The 15,954-nt window shown below is 64.6% G+C and carries 15 protein-coding genes; 6 read left to right on the top strand and 9 right to left on the bottom strand.

Features of this window, described 5'->3' with window-relative positions:
* Together AB4Z01_RS26125 and AB4Z01_RS26120 are read right to left on the bottom strand one after the other, a co-directional pair.
* Positions 1 to 694: hypothetical protein (locus tag AB4Z01_RS26125; protein WP_441698789.1), on the bottom strand; the 694-nt coding region annotated here is incomplete at its 3' end.
* 348 nt (positions 695 to 1,042) lie between these two features.
* Positions 1,043 to 1,672, bottom strand: a complete 630-nt coding sequence (locus AB4Z01_RS26120) for a hypothetical protein (protein WP_441698788.1) — start codon at positions 1,670 to 1,672, stop codon at positions 1,043 to 1,045.
* Between the two features lie 375 nt (positions 1,673 to 2,047).
* On the opposite strand from AB4Z01_RS26120, the gene AB4Z01_RS26115 reads away from it, so the two are divergent.
* The gene (locus AB4Z01_RS26115) at positions 2,048 to 2,821 is read left to right on the top strand and encodes a hypothetical protein (RefSeq protein ID WP_441698787.1); all 774 of its coding nucleotides are present in this window, start codon (positions 2,048 to 2,050) and stop codon (positions 2,819 to 2,821) included.
* On the opposite strand, the gene AB4Z01_RS26110 is transcribed toward AB4Z01_RS26115, so the two are convergent.
* The 4 genes from AB4Z01_RS26110 to AB4Z01_RS26095 form a co-directional block, all read right to left on the bottom strand.
* Positions 2,771 to 3,337 (bottom strand): integrase core domain-containing protein, encoded by a 567-nt coding sequence (locus tag AB4Z01_RS26110; RefSeq protein ID WP_441698790.1) that lies wholly within the window; start codon positions 3,335 to 3,337, stop codon positions 2,771 to 2,773. The two genes, AB4Z01_RS26115 and AB4Z01_RS26110, sit on opposite strands and share 51 nt — an antisense overlap.
* Before the next feature lie 152 nt (positions 3,338 to 3,489).
* Entirely contained in the window at positions 3,490 to 4,881 is a 1,392-nt protein-coding gene (locus tag AB4Z01_RS26105; protein WP_441698786.1) for an RES family NAD+ phosphorylase, read from the bottom strand.
* A 92-nt stretch (positions 4,882 to 4,973) separates the two neighbouring features.
* The gene (locus AB4Z01_RS26100; RefSeq protein ID WP_441698785.1) at positions 4,974 to 6,305 is read right to left on the bottom strand and encodes a hypothetical protein; all 1,332 of its coding nucleotides are present in this window, start codon (positions 6,303 to 6,305) and stop codon (positions 4,974 to 4,976) included.
* A 28-nt stretch (positions 6,306 to 6,333) separates the two neighbouring features.
* Positions 6,334 to 7,170: a helix-turn-helix domain-containing protein gene (locus AB4Z01_RS26095; protein WP_441698784.1), complete on the bottom strand. Its 837-nt coding sequence runs from the start codon at positions 7,168 to 7,170 to the stop codon at positions 6,334 to 6,336.
* Positions 7,171 to 7,247: 77 nt separating this feature from the next.
* On the opposite strand from AB4Z01_RS26095, the gene AB4Z01_RS26090 reads away from it, so the two are divergent.
* From AB4Z01_RS26090 to AB4Z01_RS26080, 3 genes are all read left to right on the top strand, one after another.
* A complete protein-coding gene (locus AB4Z01_RS26090; RefSeq protein ID WP_441698783.1) occupies positions 7,248 to 7,976 on the top strand; it encodes an alanyl-tRNA editing protein in 729 nt (242 codons plus the stop codon).
* Positions 7,973 to 8,926 (top strand): DMT family transporter, encoded by a 954-nt coding sequence (locus AB4Z01_RS26085; RefSeq protein WP_441698782.1) that lies wholly within the window; start codon positions 7,973 to 7,975, stop codon positions 8,924 to 8,926. The genes AB4Z01_RS26090 and AB4Z01_RS26085 overlap by 4 nt, the downstream gene beginning before the upstream one ends.
* Positions 8,927 to 9,229: 303 nt before the next feature.
* On the top strand, positions 9,230 to 9,436 hold the full coding sequence (locus AB4Z01_RS26080) for a hypothetical protein (protein ID WP_441698781.1): 207 nt from the start codon (positions 9,230 to 9,232) through the stop codon (positions 9,434 to 9,436).
* Positions 9,437 to 9,516: 80 nt separating this feature from the next.
* On the opposite strand, the gene oxlT is transcribed toward AB4Z01_RS26080, so the two are convergent.
* From oxlT to sucC, 3 genes are all read right to left on the bottom strand, one after another.
* A complete protein-coding gene (oxlT, locus tag AB4Z01_RS26075) occupies positions 9,517 to 10,830 on the bottom strand; it encodes an oxalate/formate MFS antiporter (RefSeq protein WP_441698780.1) in 1,314 nt (437 codons plus the stop codon).
* 315 nt (positions 10,831 to 11,145) lie between these two features.
* Complete coding sequence (gene sucD, locus AB4Z01_RS26070; RefSeq protein WP_441698779.1) at positions 11,146 to 12,042, bottom strand: succinate--CoA ligase subunit alpha; 897 nt, start codon at positions 12,040 to 12,042, stop codon at positions 11,146 to 11,148.
* On the bottom strand, positions 12,042 to 13,238 hold the full coding sequence (sucC, locus tag AB4Z01_RS26065) for an ADP-forming succinate--CoA ligase subunit beta (RefSeq protein WP_441698778.1): 1,197 nt from the start codon (positions 13,236 to 13,238) through the stop codon (positions 12,042 to 12,044). Before sucC ends, sucD begins: the two co-directional genes overlap by 1 nt.
* A gap of 189 nt (positions 13,239 to 13,427) precedes the next feature.
* On the opposite strand from sucC, the gene AB4Z01_RS26060 reads away from it, so the two are divergent.
* Together AB4Z01_RS26060 and AB4Z01_RS26055 are read left to right on the top strand one after the other, a co-directional pair.
* Positions 13,428 to 14,042 (top strand): glutathione S-transferase family protein, encoded by a 615-nt coding sequence (locus AB4Z01_RS26060; protein ID WP_441698777.1) that lies wholly within the window; start codon positions 13,428 to 13,430, stop codon positions 14,040 to 14,042.
* 277 nt (positions 14,043 to 14,319) lie between these two features.
* Positions 14,320 to 15,939, top strand: a complete 1,620-nt coding sequence (locus tag AB4Z01_RS26055; RefSeq protein WP_441698776.1) for a M20/M25/M40 family metallo-hydrolase — start codon at positions 14,320 to 14,322, stop codon at positions 15,937 to 15,939.
* Positions 15,940 to 15,954 lie beyond the last annotated feature (15 nt).

Raw genomic sequence — 15,954 nt, 5'->3', positions numbered from 1 at the left:
CGGGGGTAAAGTCGTATCTGGGCGGCGGCGGGGGCGGAGGGGCGGCCTGGCCGGGGACCTCGTCCCATGGCTTCGGGCCGGCGCCGGCCGGATCGGCCTTCGGCCCGAGAGCGGCGGCGAGGGCTTGGCGGGAGAGGCCGATGGCGCGGCCGAGGCGCCGGATCAGGACCTCGATCGGCAAAGCGGTGTCGGCGAGGTCGACGTCGATGCGATCGTCCTCGGTGAGCCGTTCCCAGAGCTCGGTGGTCAGCCGCTCGCGGGCCTCGGGTTTGACGACGGCGATGGCGCGGGAGAGGCGTTCGCCGACGGCGCGACGCCGCCGATCCTTCTGGTCCTGCCGCCGGTCCTTGCCGGCCGCCGCCCTGCGCTGCGCGTCCTCGCGCTGCTGGCGCAGCCTGGCCTTAAGCGCAATGGCGCGGCGGATGCCAAGAAACAGATCGCTGAAATGGGTCTCGGCAGTGCCGGCGCGATCGAGGTCGCCGGCCTTGAGGGCGGTCATGCCCTGGGCCTGGAAGCCCGTGGCCAGCGCCTCGGCAAGACGGGCCAGGCGGGACAGCATCGTGAGGTCGGCCTCATCCGTGGCCGGCGAAGCGGCGGAGGGAGTCCTGAACCTGGTGGTGCCATTGACCATTCCTGAATTAGAACAAAACAGGAACTTTGAGTCAAGCAAAACCGCAACTCTATGAATCGTCATGGCATCTCAGGGGGCCGGAGCCGCCCGGGTGACCACGCCCCTGCGGGGCTCGCCATGACGGTTCTTCTGCACGAGACCGCGCCGGAGAGATCACCGAGCCCGACACCGGCTCGGCTATGGCCGGGCGCGCTTGTGGATGTCGGGGCGCCCGGTTCTGGACAACACCTCAGCGATCAGCGGTGGTCCGCAAAGGGGGCGACACCGGACCTCAGGGCAGCGCTCCAGACGCATCTGGTCCGCGCGAGGAGCGGCCGCCGCGGTGGTGGCCTGATATCGGGCAATTTCGGAACCGGCCGAACAATGGCTTGGACAGGTCCGGCTTCAAGCGCGTCGGGTGCTCGGCTGTCGTCAATTATGTTGCTTGAACGCCCAAAGATGCGTGTAGATATCTGCAAGGCGTTCCGCGTAGTGATCCGAAAAACCCACTTGTACGAGCAGGTGGCGCATCGTGCCTTCCGGCACTTCCGTCCTCGAATGCTGCACGAAACTATAAAATCTCTGCCAGTCGAGATGGTGCAGTCCACTCGTGTTGGCCATGACACAAAAGCGTGAGAACAGTATTTCCGCGCTCGGAGGCAGCTTGAATGGTCGGGGCACTTTGGCGATTCTAATCCTATACCGCGTTCCGAATTGCCTATTGTAGGTCTGCAGAAGCGGGAGAAAGAAAGCTCTGGCTGCGGCTGCATAGCTCTCACGCGTCGGAGGATCGGGGGGCCACCTAGGCGCGCGCATTTCGATGGCAATGCGATTTGGTTGCTTGGGACGCACTATCAGTTGTCCGCCGAAATCGGTTTCCGCCGATGGGTCTGTATTCCTGAAATTGATGACGTGAAAGCCCACCTCTCGCAGAGCGTCATAGTGTCGTTCAATGGTGAACCGTCCGGTCTCCGCTCCATAGTCGGACATCCTCTCAAGAAATGTCCGCCCATCAATGGTGACGGCAATATCTATGTTGGGAAGAGCCTCTTGAGTTCTCATGGTTCGCGGCGCCTTTAGTGATTGCTTTGGATGTGATACGCATTATCTTCGATGTTACAAGGTTTTGCTAAAGATCCACGATTTTTATTAAATAAACAACGAATTATTAAAGTTATTATTGCGTATACTAATTTTATTACTCGACATGGCAATCTAAAATCAGCCGCCTGGAGCCATCACGGACAGAGGTCTTGTGACTGAGCGTACTGATCGCTATGATTGTGTACAAGGCTAACCACAGGCGCCTGCCGCTCGCTATAGCGAAGTCCTTACCGACACTGTGCTGACGATGATTTTTCCGTGTCACGTTTTCCGAGTGGTTGTTGGAAAATGGCAGCGAGCGACGTGTTCCTTCGGCCGCATCGGAGGACAGACATGGCAATTCAATTTTCAACGATCGATGGACTGAAGCGCGCTGCCAAGAAGGTGAAGCGCGAGACCGGCATGACGCACGCGCAAGCGCTCGACCATATTGCGCGCGCGGGCGGTTTTCAGAACTTCATCCATGCGTCGCGCAATGTTGGCGAGGCGAAGCCAGCGCCACGTTTTCCGGTGACGATCTCACAGTATTGGTTCGATCGAAAGAGTAAGACCCGCGGCACCGAAAATCTCACGATACATCTTTCCCAGCCTCTCACCGACCTGGTCAGACTCCATCATCTCAAGGGCTATCTCGGCGGCGCACAATTACAGGGGGAGAATCACCTGTACGGCTATGACAAGGGCGACGATCAGGATCATGCCCGCAAGCTCACCTGCCGTCTCGCCCGCGCCTTGCAGTTCATGGATGCGACGGGGCTGAAGCCTTCGACCGGCAAGCGTTTCTATCCCAACAGTGATTGGTACAATCGCCCGCCTGGCGTTGATCATGACCACGGCTGGTATGATCCTCGGACGAAGACCCATCTGTTCACCGACGAACCCTACGGGATCGATCAACAAACGCAGGCTGAGCGGGCGATTTGGTGCGAGCGGCATGGGTTCGACCTTCTTCGGTCGAGTCGGGCGAGCATCTATGGCTATGGCACCGAGCTGTACCTGATCGCGAAACGCGACACCGCTCTCGACCTGAAAGCGCTGCTGGCAAAGCTCGAAGCTTCACCACCGCCGATCTCGGAGAAAGATTGGGACCGACATGCGAAGCGGTAGCTTGCTGGACTGCACCCCTGACGTGAGACTCGATAAATAGAGACAGGTCAGGTTGGTGATGCCATTGCGGCAGGGGCGCGCGCCTGCCGCAATGGCGGCAAGGTGGCTTCGTATTCCTCGGGTCAGGTAGTCGAGGGCGGAGTGCAGCCGCTGGCGGTTGTAGAACTCCTCGATGAAGCTGCCGATCTGGGCCCTGGCATGAGCCAGGGTCGCGATAGGCCTGTCCGTCCACTCCTCGGTCTTGAGTGTCTTTATGAAGCTCTCGGCCAAGTCATTGGCCCGGCCGGCCGCCAGCCGCGCCGCCGACAACTTCGGCGCCTCTGCCTTGCTCGGCTGCCCTCGCAGCCGCAGCGCCTCTGGCTTACCCAGCCGATAGGCATCCCGCCACCGGTACAGGATCGCTCGCTTGATCACGAGCTCCCGCGCCAGCGCGCTGACGTTCTCCCCGGCCTCGATCCGCCGCACCACCTCCAGCTTGAATTCCCGGTTGAAACTGCGGCTCTCCGGCTTGGATATCGGTTCCCTTTCTCAGAGAACTGTCCCTATTTTCCCTGTCTCACCTTAGGGGTCCACTCCAGAACTGTCACCCTTTCCTCTGTCTCATTTCCGGGGGGGCACTACAGTATTGAGCCACCCGAAGCGGCGTGACCGCCTTCGGCTCTTTGGGCCTAGAAATCGTCACGTTGCCCCGGCTGCGTGCGGGTTCGAACAACCGGGGTCTCGATCGTTTGGAATGCGACGCCGGCTACGGCATGAACCACTACACTTCGCAGATCCAGCTCAAGCATGAGTGGTCTATGGTCATCATCTTCATCTAGAAAACTCAATATGGTATCAGTGTCCTTAAGAAGGTGATCTGACGACATACTTAAAGATTCTTTTTTCCGATGAATCTTTTCTCTTACAATGTATTTCATATCCGAATCTTCATCAACATGTAGAAACACACTCACTTCGCTTCCTGCCGGCAGTGCCGCTTTCCCTGTCCTTGCGGATTTGTGAAACAGCACGACATTTGCACCATGGCCTCGCACCTGAACTGAGGGAAAATAGATCCCATGCACGTCAATCCGGGGATGTTCGGCGAGATAGTCCGCCATAACCTGGGTGACCAGATACTCGAATACCTCGTCATCCGGCATGACGGGCCGCACGACTCGACGACTCAATTTCTCCAGAAAGCGGGCGCGATTCGCGCGATCGGCATAGCCCCGATCAAAAATACTTCCTTCAACAAAAACTCGGCTGAGAGCTGTCACGTCAAGAAGCCGAATTGGCTTCAAGATATCAAAGCGCCCAATAATAACACTGCTTCCCACGGGAGGGCGCACCTCTGCCATGGCCGTGTTAGGATCGGTGGAACCGTAGAATACTGGTATGCCTGCGGCGTTCATTCTTCCTGCACGCGCGAGCCGAGATGGAGGCGGAGCTATCTCCAGCTCTGGACATTTCAGCCCTTCCTGGAGTTTCTCCTGAGATTGGAAGACTCGGGCCCGATAAAGGCTAGGTAGCTGCGTGCTAGGACCAGCAAGCATAAGAACTGATCTCCCATCCACGGTTTTGGCATCCGCCACGTCGTCAAAAATGCTGGCCAATACCTCCGCAGCTACATTGCTAAAATATCGAGCCTCGCTCTTCAGCGACCGCTCGAATCTGCTCCAATCTTCCTCAAAGGCTTCGCCGTCCACAGACTTTCTTTGATAGTGCGATTCCGACGAAAACTCCGTCGCCTCGCCGATCTCGTCCATGTGTGGGTCCGAATATTTCTCCCCCAGGATCCTGAGGACATCTGACGCCGGCTTGTCGTCGATTCGGGCAGCAATGGATATCGCATCCTGCGCGGCCTCTCCCACATTATCGCCATCAAAATCAACCTCGACTGTCAATTCGTAGTGTTGATCAAACGCTATCTCGATACGTTGAGCGATATCCTCGAGTGTGAGCGATGCCGCCCGCTGCCGGCAATATGTACAAACTCGGACTTTTCCCGTCCGTGCAATCTCGGATTTCAGGTATTCCTCACCCACACAATTGGTGCAGAGATATCGACGGTTTGGCATTGACGAGGATCCAGGTAAGTTCTGAGGAGACGTGATCGAGATAATAGATGCGCACCGTCTCCTACGCACCAGGAGGCAGTTCGCGAAGCCCGCTAACGCGATTCGAGACCTCCAACCTTCGCGACGAACGCCTGCATCGCCGGCGACACCGGTTGTTCCAAGGCGAAATCGCCGAACCGCGCTTTGAACAATGGCCATGCCCGTCCTAAGAAACCCTTGCGCCTACCAGACGGGCAGAGCCAGATCCAGTCCATCTTCCACCGATCATGGGTAGATTCGGGCGGTCTGAAGCTGCAAGCACCAATTACCCTGTCGCCGTCATTGAACAAGAATCCAATTGGCCGGGGATCATCGGCCGGGCGCTGTGCCCACTGCGGAAAATCGAACTTCATTTCGCGTTTAAACGCCACGGCCCGAGTGTACATCAGATTGTGCTTCCATTGGGGCGACCGGGAATCCACCCAAGGAGCACCTATCGGATCGGCTTGAAGAGCCCGCGCAAAAATCCGGTGTGCCGGCGGCTGTAAAACAGCCAATACATCTCGATGCATCCGTCGATGCACCGCATCGTCCGAAGGCAGCCCGTGTACATAGGTCGCTCCGCACTCGGGGCAGGTCGTCAACTGGGGGTCAGGTCGGCGCCGATACCTGGGTGCATGCACTGTGAGATACAGGCCAGCTCCGGTACTCGTCGTCGCAAATTCCGCGCGATACCCCGTATCCGTTTTGATCCGCGTGATAGTGTGTACGACGCTAGCCTGCTCATTGACCGAAATTGTCAACGGTGCCGTATGCCCTGAGCTCTTGTGGTGGAACAATGCAGAAAGACCGCTTTCAGTCGCATAGGGAGACGTTTGTAAGGTCGGTCGAAGTAAAGAACAGAGCCCGCTCGGATTGACGCTGAATCCTAGGCGCTCCAGTAAAATTAACGTCGAAGCGGCGTCCTCGGCGGCAAGCCCTTCAAAGCCCATTGGCTCGTCGAAACGACTATTTGGTCGATGAAAGACGAGCCGCCACGGCAGATCCAACATAGCGGTGAAGTCACTCGGTCTCAGGCCACAATGATAAAGTCGTGGATCTATCACCAAAAATTGATCTTCAAAATTGACGCGGAGAGTCCATCCCTCACGCGCGACCAAAGCCCAGAACTTATCGCCGACCCGTTGCCTGCGCGGCGCCGGCTGATTGAGTGCTTTCCAGATTTTCGACAGAATTTCGCCTGACGTAGTGAGGTGCATGACGTCTCCACGCGCTGTATGCCAATCGACCGCCAGGAACTGATCGGTGAGACAACCGTGCCACAGATTGTACCGGCACCGCGCGCCGTCGTCGGCGCCCTCCTGTGGGAGATCCCTGGCAGCCTGCAGAAGGAGGGCCAATTCATCCACCTCATCGCCCGACACATCATCGACCGCGATCGCCACCGGGCCACAAGTGGCAACGGCTCTCTCCTCAGGCGGAGCGCATCGCCCCAGCATATTGCAGCGGGGTGATCCCGTGGCAGCGCTTGAAGTGGCGGGTCAGCGCGCTCTGGTCGTAGAAGCCGGCGGCGACGGCGACCTCGGCCAGCGGCAGGCCCTGCGCCAGGTACCGGCCGGCGCGGTCGACGCGCAGCTGGGTGACATAGGCGTGCGGGGTCAGGCCGGTGGTGCGCTTGAACAGGCTGATCAGCTGGTACTGGGTCAGCCCGACCGCAGCACTCAGCTCCGCCAGCGAGATCGTCTCGCCCAGGCGCGCCTGGATGAATTCGGTGGCGGCGCGCAGCCGGGTGCGGTCGCGGGGCCCGGGCTGGATCCGCGCCTCGCCGCTGCCGTGGCGGCGGAACAGGGTGCCGAAGGTCGACACCAGCAGCTCGCGCTCCAGCAGCGGGTCCCGCCCGGCCTGCAGGGCGCGGTGCAGCGCCAGGAAGCCGGCGATCAGGTCGCGGTCGGCATAGGCGTTGCGGGTGAAATAGGTCAGGTCCTCGACGCCGAGCGACCGTGCCACCTCCTGCAGCGCCGCCTCCTCCAGATACAGCGCGCGGTACAGCCAGCGCCGGCTCTCGCCCATCCAGCCGGCATGCGGCTCGACCGGGTTGAACACGAACAGCGCCTGGTCCTCGCTCGCCGGCTCGGTCACGCCGCGGGTCTTGATGATCGAGCCGCCGCCTTCGGTGACGGCGACGACCAGCGCCTCATGCCGGTGCGGCGGGTATTCCTGGGTGCGGAAATCCGCCTGCATCAGGCTGAGGCCGGGGACGCTGCGATCCTGCCAGTAATGGGCGATGTTCAGCCGATCCACCCGCGCCATAAAACCTCGATTTCCGCCAATAGCGCCGGTGCGGCCGGCGCCAGACTGCCCGAGTTCACTCCATCGGGTTGGTCATCATGGCACGCTCCTTCTACCACGAGAATCCCGAACGCCTCATCCTCGAGACCGAGGTGATCGACGCCCGGCCGGGCCGGGTGCTGCTGGCGCAGTCGCCGTTCTATCCCGGCGGCGGCGGGCAGCTGGCGGATCGCGGCACGCTGCGCTGGAACGGCGGCGCGCACGCCGTCGCCGGCTTCGAGCCCGCCGGCGGCCGGCTGTGGCACCTGCTGGAGGACCCGGCGGTCGAGGTTTCCGGCCCGGTCGAGGCCGCGGTCGACCCCGAGTTCCGCCGGATGATGCGCGAGCTGCACACCGGCACGCATATCCTGAACGCGCTGGTGTTCCGGCAGTTCGACGGCGCGCTGGTGACCGGCGTGCAGTTCGGCGCCGACGCGACGGCCCGGCTCGATTTCGACCTGCCGGATGCCGACAACGACCGGCTGCGGGCGCTGGAGGCGCCGATCAACGACGTCGTCCGCCAGGACCTGGCGGTGCGCGACGACTACGCCACGATCGCCGAGGCCCATGCCACGCCGGGGCTGATCCGGTCGAAATCGGTGACGCCGCCGCCGACCGCGGACGGGCTGATCCGCATCGTCGACATCGCCGGGCTGGACCGCCAGGCCTGCGGCGGCACCCATCTGGCCTCGACCGGCCGGTCCGCGCGGATCCGCATCCTCAAACTCGACAACAAGGGCCGCCACAACCGGCGCATCCGCATCGGCCTGGCCGGGGCGGCGCCGTGACCGCCGCGCGGGGCCGGGCCGCCGGTCTCTTGGACCTGGTCTGGCGCCGGCCCTATGCGCTGCTGCCGCTGCCGCCGCTGTTCTGGGCCGGCAACCTGGTGATCGGCCGCGCCTTCGCCCAGGAGCTGCCGCCCTTCGGCCTGACCTTCTGGCGCTGGGTGGTCGCCTCGGCGGTGCTGCTGCCCTTCGTCTGGCGCGACCTGGTGGCGCATCGGCGGGCGTTGCTGGCGCATTGGCCGGTCATCATCGCCTGCGCCGCCAGCGGCTTCGCCGGCTATCCCGTGCTGAACTATCTCGGGCTGCACAGCACGCCGGCGGCGACGGCGGCGATGCTCAACTCCACCCTGCCGCTGATGGTGCCGATCTTCGCCTGGGCGATCACCCGGGAGGCGCCCCGCCGGCGCGTCGTCGCCGGCATCGTGCTGTCCTTCCTCGGCGTCGGCTGGATCGTCGGGCGCGGCGACCCCGCCACGCTGGCCACGCTGTCGATCGGCGGCGGCGAGATCCTGGTGCTGCTCGCCGTCGCCGGCTTCGCGCTGTACTCGATCCTGCTGCGCTGGCGCCCCAGGAGCGTTCCGGACATGGCGTTCCTGGCGGCGACGACGCTCACGGCCTGCGTGCTGATGGCGCCGTTCTGGATCTTCGAGGAAGCGGCCGGGCGGTCGGTTCCGTTCGCGCCCTATGCCGTAGCCTCGCTGCTGTTCATCGGCGTGTTCTCCTCGCTGCTGGGCAACCTGTTCTGGAACCGCTGCGTCGCGACGCTGGGGCCGGCGCTGACCGGGGCGTCGTTCCATCTGATGGCGGTCTATTCCGCGGCGCTGGCCTTCCTGCTGCTCGGCGAGCCGGTGCACGGCTTCCACCTGGTCGGCATCGGCCTGATCCTGCTCGGCTTCGCGATTGCGGTGCTGCCGGTGCCGGATTCGTTGAGCGTGGCTCACGCCAGGAGGTGACAGTTCCTCTTGCACCGCGCCATACGGCAGGGACGCTGACCCTCATCAAGTTCATGCACTGTGGATTTTGTATGCCAGATGGCGATGGCTGACCTGCGGATTCCAGGCAACACGACAGGACCCCTCCCAATCCATTGATTTATATGAGATTTTATCCCGAGAATCGTGGACCGCCGACGACCGACCCGGTCAGCGACATGCATACCCGTTTTTCGTATTCTGTATACCAGATTATCTTGCCTCCTCGCCGGGCGAGCGTATATTGCATCGCAACAGACACGAACCCGTCGAAAGGACTCGATCATGACCGGCTTGCTGATTGGTACCGCCCTGGCCTTCGTCTCCGTGCTGGGCCTGGTCACCGCCCCCCACCTGGCGGCAATTCAGGGCGGCGCCCTGTCAGGCAATGGCCGGCTGCGTCAGGCCCAGACCGGCGGCAGCGCCGACGAGGCCGCCGACGAATCCGAGGCCGCCGACCCGACCTGGGCCAGCTTCATGCGGGCGCTGTAAGGCGCGGCAGCCAAAGAAAAGGGAGGCGAAACCGCCTCCCTGGGATTGTCTCGGCTGCCGGGCGCGTCCCGGCCCGGGTCTCAGCTGGCGAGGCGCGGCTCCCCCTCCGGGGTCATGCCGGCCCGCGCCTGTTCCAGCGCCCGGGCCCGCATCGGCTTGAGCACGAACATCGCCATCACCGCCGCGATCACATTGACCAGCGCGGCGAAGATGAACACCACGTCCCAGCTGCCGAACTGGGCCACCGCGATGCTGGCGAGGGGCACCACCAGCGATGCCGTCCCCTTGGCGGTGTAGAGCAGCCCGGCATTGGTGGTGGCGTAGCGCGACCCGAAGGTGTCGCCGCAGGTGGCCGGGAACAGCGAGTAGATCTCGCCCCAGGCGAAGAACACCATCGCGGTCAGGATCACGAACGCCACCGGGTCGTGGCCGAACTCCATCAGCATGACGATGCCGACCGCCTCGAGGAAGAAGGCGATGAACATCGTGTTCTCGCGGCCGATATGGTCCGAGACCCAGCCGAAGAACGGCCGGGTGACGCCGTTCAGCACGCGGTCGAGCGACAGGGCGAAGATCAGGGCCGGCATGGTCAGGCCCAGCAGGCTGACCGGGGTGTCGCCGATCTTGAAGTCGGCTGCGATCGGCGCCAACTGCGCCGTCGCCAGCAGGCCGCCGGAGGCGACCATGACGAACATCGCGTACATCACCCAGAACACCGGGCTGCGCAGCATCTCCGATGGCGCGTAGTCGCGGCGGGTCTGCGCGATCCTGGCTTTCATCACCGGCAGCTGCCCCTTGGCCGGCGTCGCCAGCAGGAAGGACAGCAGCACCACCACCCCGCCCTGGATCAGGCCGAAGGTCATGAAGGTCGATTCATAGCCCGAGGAGTGGATCATGTTGGCGATCGGCACGATGGTCACGGCCGAGCCGGCGCCGAAGCCGGCCGCGGTCAGCCCCGCCGCCAGGCCGCGCCGGTCCGGGAACCATTTCAGCGCCGCGCCGACGCAGGTGCCGTAGACGGCGCCGGCGCCGACGCCGCCGATCGCGGCGGCGATGTAGAGCAGGGTCAGCGAATCCGCCACCGAGTTCAGCGCCCAGGCGATGGCGCAGAGCAGGCCGCCGATCAGGACCACGATCTGCGGCCCGAACCTGTCGACGAACCAGCCTTCGACCGGCACCAGCCAGGTCTCGGTCAGCACGAAGATGGTGAAGGCGACCTGGATCGCCGCCTTGCCCCAGTGATGCGTCGCATCGATCGGGCCGACGAACAGGGTCCAGCCATACTGCATATTGGCCACCATCGCCATGCAGACGATGCCGATGAGCAGCTGGAGCCAGCGTCCCCCCGGCGGTCCTTTGACAGCCGGTCCCCGGGATGAGTTTTCTGTCAGCATTTCCGTCCCAATCCTTCGCATGTCGGTTGAGGCAACCCCATGGCATCGGAGGTGACGGCCCGTGACGGACGCCATCGTCCTCGAGGAGGGGTGCGCCGGGCTGCGGCCGCCGGACCGGAATCAGGTTCGGTGGGTCAACAGTACCGTCGCGCCGATGTGTGAATCGGCTGCCCCTCCCCTCGGTTATGTCGTTGTTAACAGGGACCGTTATGGCCGGCCCTCTGGCATACCAAATGCAGAACCTGAGATACCAAAGACCGTTTCCGCTGCGCTGACAAGCCGGAATCGTGGCTGCACCGCAGCATCTCGTGGCCCCTATTCCGCGGCAGCCCGGCTGCCCTCGCGCAGCACCCGGATCATGGTCTTGCCGAGCGATGCGGGGGAGTCGGCGACGGCGATGCCGGCGGCCTTCAGCGCCTCGATCTTGTGGTCGGCGGTGTCATGGCCGCCGGAGATCACGGCGCCGGCATGGCCCATGCGGCGGCCCGGCGGCGCGGTGCGGCCGGCGATGAAGCCGACCACCGGCTTGGTGGTGCCGCTGGCCTTCAGGAACTCCGCGCCCATCACCTCGGCGTCGCCGCCGATCTCGCCGATCATGATGATGCCCTCGGTCTCCGGGTCGCCCAGGAACAGCTCCAGCGCGTCGACGAAGCTGGTCCCGTTCACCGGGTCGCCGCCGATGCCGATGCAGGTGGTCTGGCCCAGGCCCGCCGCCGTGGTCTGCGCCACCGCCTCATAGGTCAGCGTGCCCGACCGGCTGACGATGCCGATCTTGCCGCGGCGGTGGATGTGCCCCGGCATGATGCCGATCTTGCACTCGCCCGGCGTGATCACGCCCGGGCAGTTCGGCCCGATCAGCCGGGTGGCCGATCCGGCCAGCGCCCGCTTGACCTTGACCATGTCCAAGACCGGGATGCCCTCGGTGATGCACACCACCAGCGGGATCTCGGCGTCGATCGCCTCCAGGATCGCATCCGCGGCAAACGGCGGCGGCACGTAGATCACGGATGCGTTGGCCCCGGTCTGGTCCACCGCCTGGGCCACGGTGTCGAACACCGGCAGGTCGAGGTGGCGGGTGCCGCCCTTGCCCGGGGTGACGCCGCCGACCATGCGGGTGCCGTAGGCGATCGCCTGCTCGGAGTGGAAGGTGCCCTGGGCTCCGGTGAAGCCCTGGCACAGCACCTTGGTGTTCTTGTCGACGAGCACGGCCATCACGCGGCCTCCTTCACGGCACGGACGATCTTCACTGCGGCGTCGCCGAGGTCGTCGGCCGACAGGATCGGCAGCCCGCTCTCGGCCAGGATCTGCTTGCCGCGCTCGACATTGGTGCCTTCCAGCCGCACCACCAGCGGCACGTGCAGCGACACCTCGCGCGCGGCCTCGACCACGCCCTCGGCGATCACATCGCAGCGCATGATGCCGCCGAAGATGTTGACCAGGATGCCTTCGACATTCGGGTCCGACAGGATCAGCTTGAACGCCGTGGTCACCCGCTCGCGCGTGGCGCCGCCGCCGACATCCAGGAAGTTGGCCGGCTCGCCGCCCTCCAGCTTGATGATGTCCATGGTCGCCATCGCCAGGCCGGCGCCGTTGACCATGCAGCCGATGTTGCCGTCCAGCTTGACGTAGTTCAGCGAGGCCTTCTCCGCCTCGGTCTCGGTCGGGTCCTGCTCGCTCTCGTCGCGCAGCTCCTCGACCTCCTTGTGCCGGAACAGGGCGTTGTCGTCGAAGCCCATCTTGGCATCGAGCGCGATCAGCTGACCGGCCCCGGTCACCACCAGCGGGTTGATCTCCACCATCGACGCGTCGAGATCGTTGAAGGCCTTGTACAGCGCCTTCAGGAAGCCGACCGCGGCATTGACCTGCTTGCCCTCCAGCCCCAGGCCGAAGGCCACCTTGCGGGCGTGGAAGTCCGACAGGCCGGTGGCCGGGTCGATGGCGATGGTCTGGATCTTCTCCGGCGTCGCCTCGGCGACCTCCTCGATCGCCATGCCGCCCTCGGTCGAGGCGATGATCGTCACCCGGCCGCTCTTGCGGTCGACCAGCAGCGACAGATACAGCTCGCGGGCGATGTCGCAGCCTTCCTCGACATAGATCCGGCCGACCTCCTTGCCCGCGGGCCCGGTCTGCACCGTCACCAGCGTCCGGCCCAGCATCGCCTCGGCCGCCGCCGCGACATCCGCCGTCGACTTCACCACCCGGACACCGCCCTTGCCCTGCGGCTCTTCCTTGAAGTGGCCCTTGCCGCGGCCGCCGGCATGGATCTGCGCCTTGACGACGTAAACCGCGCCGCCGAGACCCTCCGCCACACGCACCGCCTCCTCCGGCGTGTACGCCACCCCGCCGCGCGGCACCGGCACGCCATAGCGCCCCAGCAGCCCCTTCGCCTGATATTCGTGGATGTTCATGGACCGTCCGTCCTGGGTGAGAGCGCGGCGCCTGAGGCCGCCCGCGAAACGGGCGGCACAATAGCACCTGAATCTCAGGGGGCAACCGAGTCGCTGCAATGCAGCAAGCCGCGGGACGCAAGGCGTTGATCCTCGCCGGTTTCGCGCCATCATGGTTGCAGCGGTCGGGAGCGGCGGGAGAGAGCGGCGATGTACAGGCTGTATTGGAACAAGGACACCGGGGCCTTCGCCCCCGACATCGTGCTGCGCCTGGCTGGCGCGCCCTGCGAGCGGATCCGCGTCGACCACAAGGCCGGCGAGCACCGCGATCCCGACTATCTCCGCCTCAACCCGATGGGCGAGCTGCCGACGCTGGTGCTGCCGGACGGCACGGTGCTGACCGAATCGGCGGCGATGATCCTGCACCTGGTCGACGCCCATCCCGCGGCCGGGCTGGCGCCGCCGCCGGGCAGCAGCGACCGCGCCCGCTTCGACCGCTGGCTGCTGTTCATGGCGGTGAACCTGTACGGCGCCGTGCTGCGCCAGGCGCATCCCGAGCGCTTCACCGCCGACCCGGCCGGCGCCCCGGGGGTGCAGGAGGCGGCGGACCGCGCCGTCGACCGCTACTGGGCGCTGGTCGCCGACGCGCTGATGCCCGGCCCGTTCCTGCTCGGCGAGCGGCGGTCGGCGGCCGACCTGTATCTGCTGATGCTGCTGACCTGGTACGATTTCCGCGAGGAGATGACGCCGCTCAGCACGATCTGGAACCGCCTCCTGGCCGATCCCGTGGTGGCGGAGGCCTGGAACGGGTATTTCTCGGCATGAGGGCGCGCGGCGGCGCGCAATATCAGGCAAGATCCTCCGCAATTATGTCCGGCGAAATCTCAGACGAGACTTTGTCGACTCAAGACTCCATAGAATTGTTAACATATAACGGAAATCTTTGGGCAGAATTTCAGACAAATTGACCTAAATCTGTAATGTTGACGTCTGTCCCGAGGCTGCCGGACAGTGCTGCAACGTGGGGAATCGGCCGGACCGAGGCCGTTATTACGAACCGGGCGGCCACAAGCCCCACCGCAACACTTAAGGGGGACCAATCGTGAGACTGCGTCATCTGGCGGCCGCCGCGCTGGCGTCCGCCGTCGCCCTTCCCGTGTCTTCGTCCCTGGCCGAGACGGCGCCCGCGATCACCAAGGCCTCCGCCAGCACCTTGGCCCTGGGCAACCCGCTCGGCGACCTGATCACCGCGCTGATGAGCCTGGACGTGCAGCGGGCGGTCACCGTCCCGGGCATCCGCCAGCACCTCGCCGCGCTGCAGCGGATCGCCGATGCCAATGGCGGCACCCGCGCCGCCGGCACGCCCGGCAACGTCGCCACCGTCAACTACCTCAAGCAGCGGCTGCAGCGCGCCGGTTACCGGGTGACGGTGCAGAACTTCGACATCCCGTTCTACGAGGAGCTCGGGCCCGGCACCTTCGCCGAGCTGACGCCGACGCCGAAGACCTATGTCGACCTCACCGACTTCACCACGATGCCGTTCTCCGGCTCGGGCGACGTCACCGGCCGGCTGGTGCCGACCAACGACATCGAGATCCCGCCCGCGCCGGCGCCGAACTCGTCCAGCGGCTGCGAGGCCGCGGATTTCCCGGCCGCGGTGTCCGGCCAGGTCGCGCTGGTCCAGCGCGGCACCTGCGACTTCAGCCTCAAGGCCGCCAACGCCAAGGCGGCCGGCGCCAAGGCCGTGGTCATCTTCAACGAAGGCCAGCCCGGGCGGACCGACCTCTTCCCCACCGCCGCGATGGACGTGCCGATCGACATCCCGGTGCTGAAGGCCACCTTCCAGGTCGGCGCCGACCTCTACGCCCAGACCCAGGCCGGCCCGGTGACCGTACATGTCACCACCAACACGCTGTCCGAGAACCGGCCGACCTCGAACGTCATCGGCGAGACGTATTTCGGCCGGCCCGATTCGGTCGTGGTGGTCGGGGCGCACAATGATTCGGTGCCCGCGGGCCCGGGCATCAATGACGACGGCAGCGGCACCGCGACCAATCTCGAGGTCGCCGAGCAGCTCGGCCGCCGCCAGATCCTGCTGCGCAACAAGGTGCGGTTCGCCTTCTTCGGCGCCGAAGAGCTCGGCCTGCTGGGCGCGTTCCACTATGTCGAGACGCTGAGCGACGCCGAGCGCGCGAAGATCAAGGTGATGCTGGACTTCGACATGCTGGCGTCGCCGAACTACGTCCGCTTCGTCTATGACGGCAACGGATCGACCTTCCCGGATGCGGCGGGCCCGAACGGGTCCGGCCTGGTCGAGAACGTGTTCCTGGCCTTCTTCGCCCAGCGCAACCTGGCGACCGACCCGACCGCCTTCGACGGCCGGTCGGACTATGTCGCCTTCACCGATGCCGGCATCCCGGCGGGCGGCATCTTCACCGGGGCGGAGGGGATCAAGACCGAGGCCCAGGCGCGGATCTACGGCGGCACGGCGGGCCAGCCCTACGACGCCTGCTACCATCAGGCCTGCGACACCATCGCCAACATCAACAACACCGTGCTCGACCAGTTCTCGGATTCGGTGGCGAACTCGGTCGTGGTGTTCGCCCAGCGGCGCGATCCGGTGGTCGACCCGGTGGGCTTGGCGGCCTCGGCCGCGGCCAAGCGGGTCGCCCGGACGGCGACGCGCGGCGCGCTCTACAAGGGCCCGCTGATGATCCGCTGACGCGGCGGCAGGTGG

Origin of the sequence: Inquilinus sp. YAF38 (assembly GCF_052113205.1) — a bacterium.
In the GTDB taxonomy this organism is placed as follows: domain Bacteria; phylum Pseudomonadota; class Alphaproteobacteria; order DSM-16000; family Inquilinaceae; genus Inquilinus.
The sequence above is the reverse complement of the archived record's forward strand: the minus strand, read 5'-3'. Positions and strand labels throughout refer to the sequence as shown.

Coding starts and splice junctions, on each gene's coding strand:
- AB4Z01_RS26120 (WP_441698788.1), bottom strand. CDS start 1,672: ATGAGAACTCAAGAGGCTCTTCCCAACATAGATATTGCCGTCACCATT.
- AB4Z01_RS26115 (WP_441698787.1), top strand. CDS start 2,048: ATGGCAATTCAATTTTCAACGATCGATGGACTGAAGCGCGCTGCCAAG.
- AB4Z01_RS26105 (WP_441698786.1), bottom strand. CDS start 4,881: ATGCCAAACCGTCGATATCTCTGCACCAATTGTGTGGGTGAGGAATAC.
- AB4Z01_RS26095 (WP_441698784.1), bottom strand. CDS start 7,170: ATGGCGCGGGTGGATCGGCTGAACATCGCCCATTACTGGCAGGATCGC.
- AB4Z01_RS26090 (WP_441698783.1), top strand. CDS start 7,248: ATGGCACGCTCCTTCTACCACGAGAATCCCGAACGCCTCATCCTCGAG.
- AB4Z01_RS26080 (WP_441698781.1), top strand. CDS start 9,230: ATGACCGGCTTGCTGATTGGTACCGCCCTGGCCTTCGTCTCCGTGCTG.
- oxlT (WP_441698780.1), bottom strand. CDS start 10,830: ATGCTGACAGAAAACTCATCCCGGGGACCGGCTGTCAAAGGACCGCCG.
- sucD (WP_441698779.1), bottom strand. CDS start 12,042: ATGGCCGTGCTCGTCGACAAGAACACCAAGGTGCTGTGCCAGGGCTTC.
- sucC (WP_441698778.1), bottom strand. CDS start 13,238: ATGAACATCCACGAATATCAGGCGAAGGGGCTGCTGGGGCGCTATGGC.
- AB4Z01_RS26060 (WP_441698777.1), top strand. CDS start 13,428: ATGTACAGGCTGTATTGGAACAAGGACACCGGGGCCTTCGCCCCCGAC.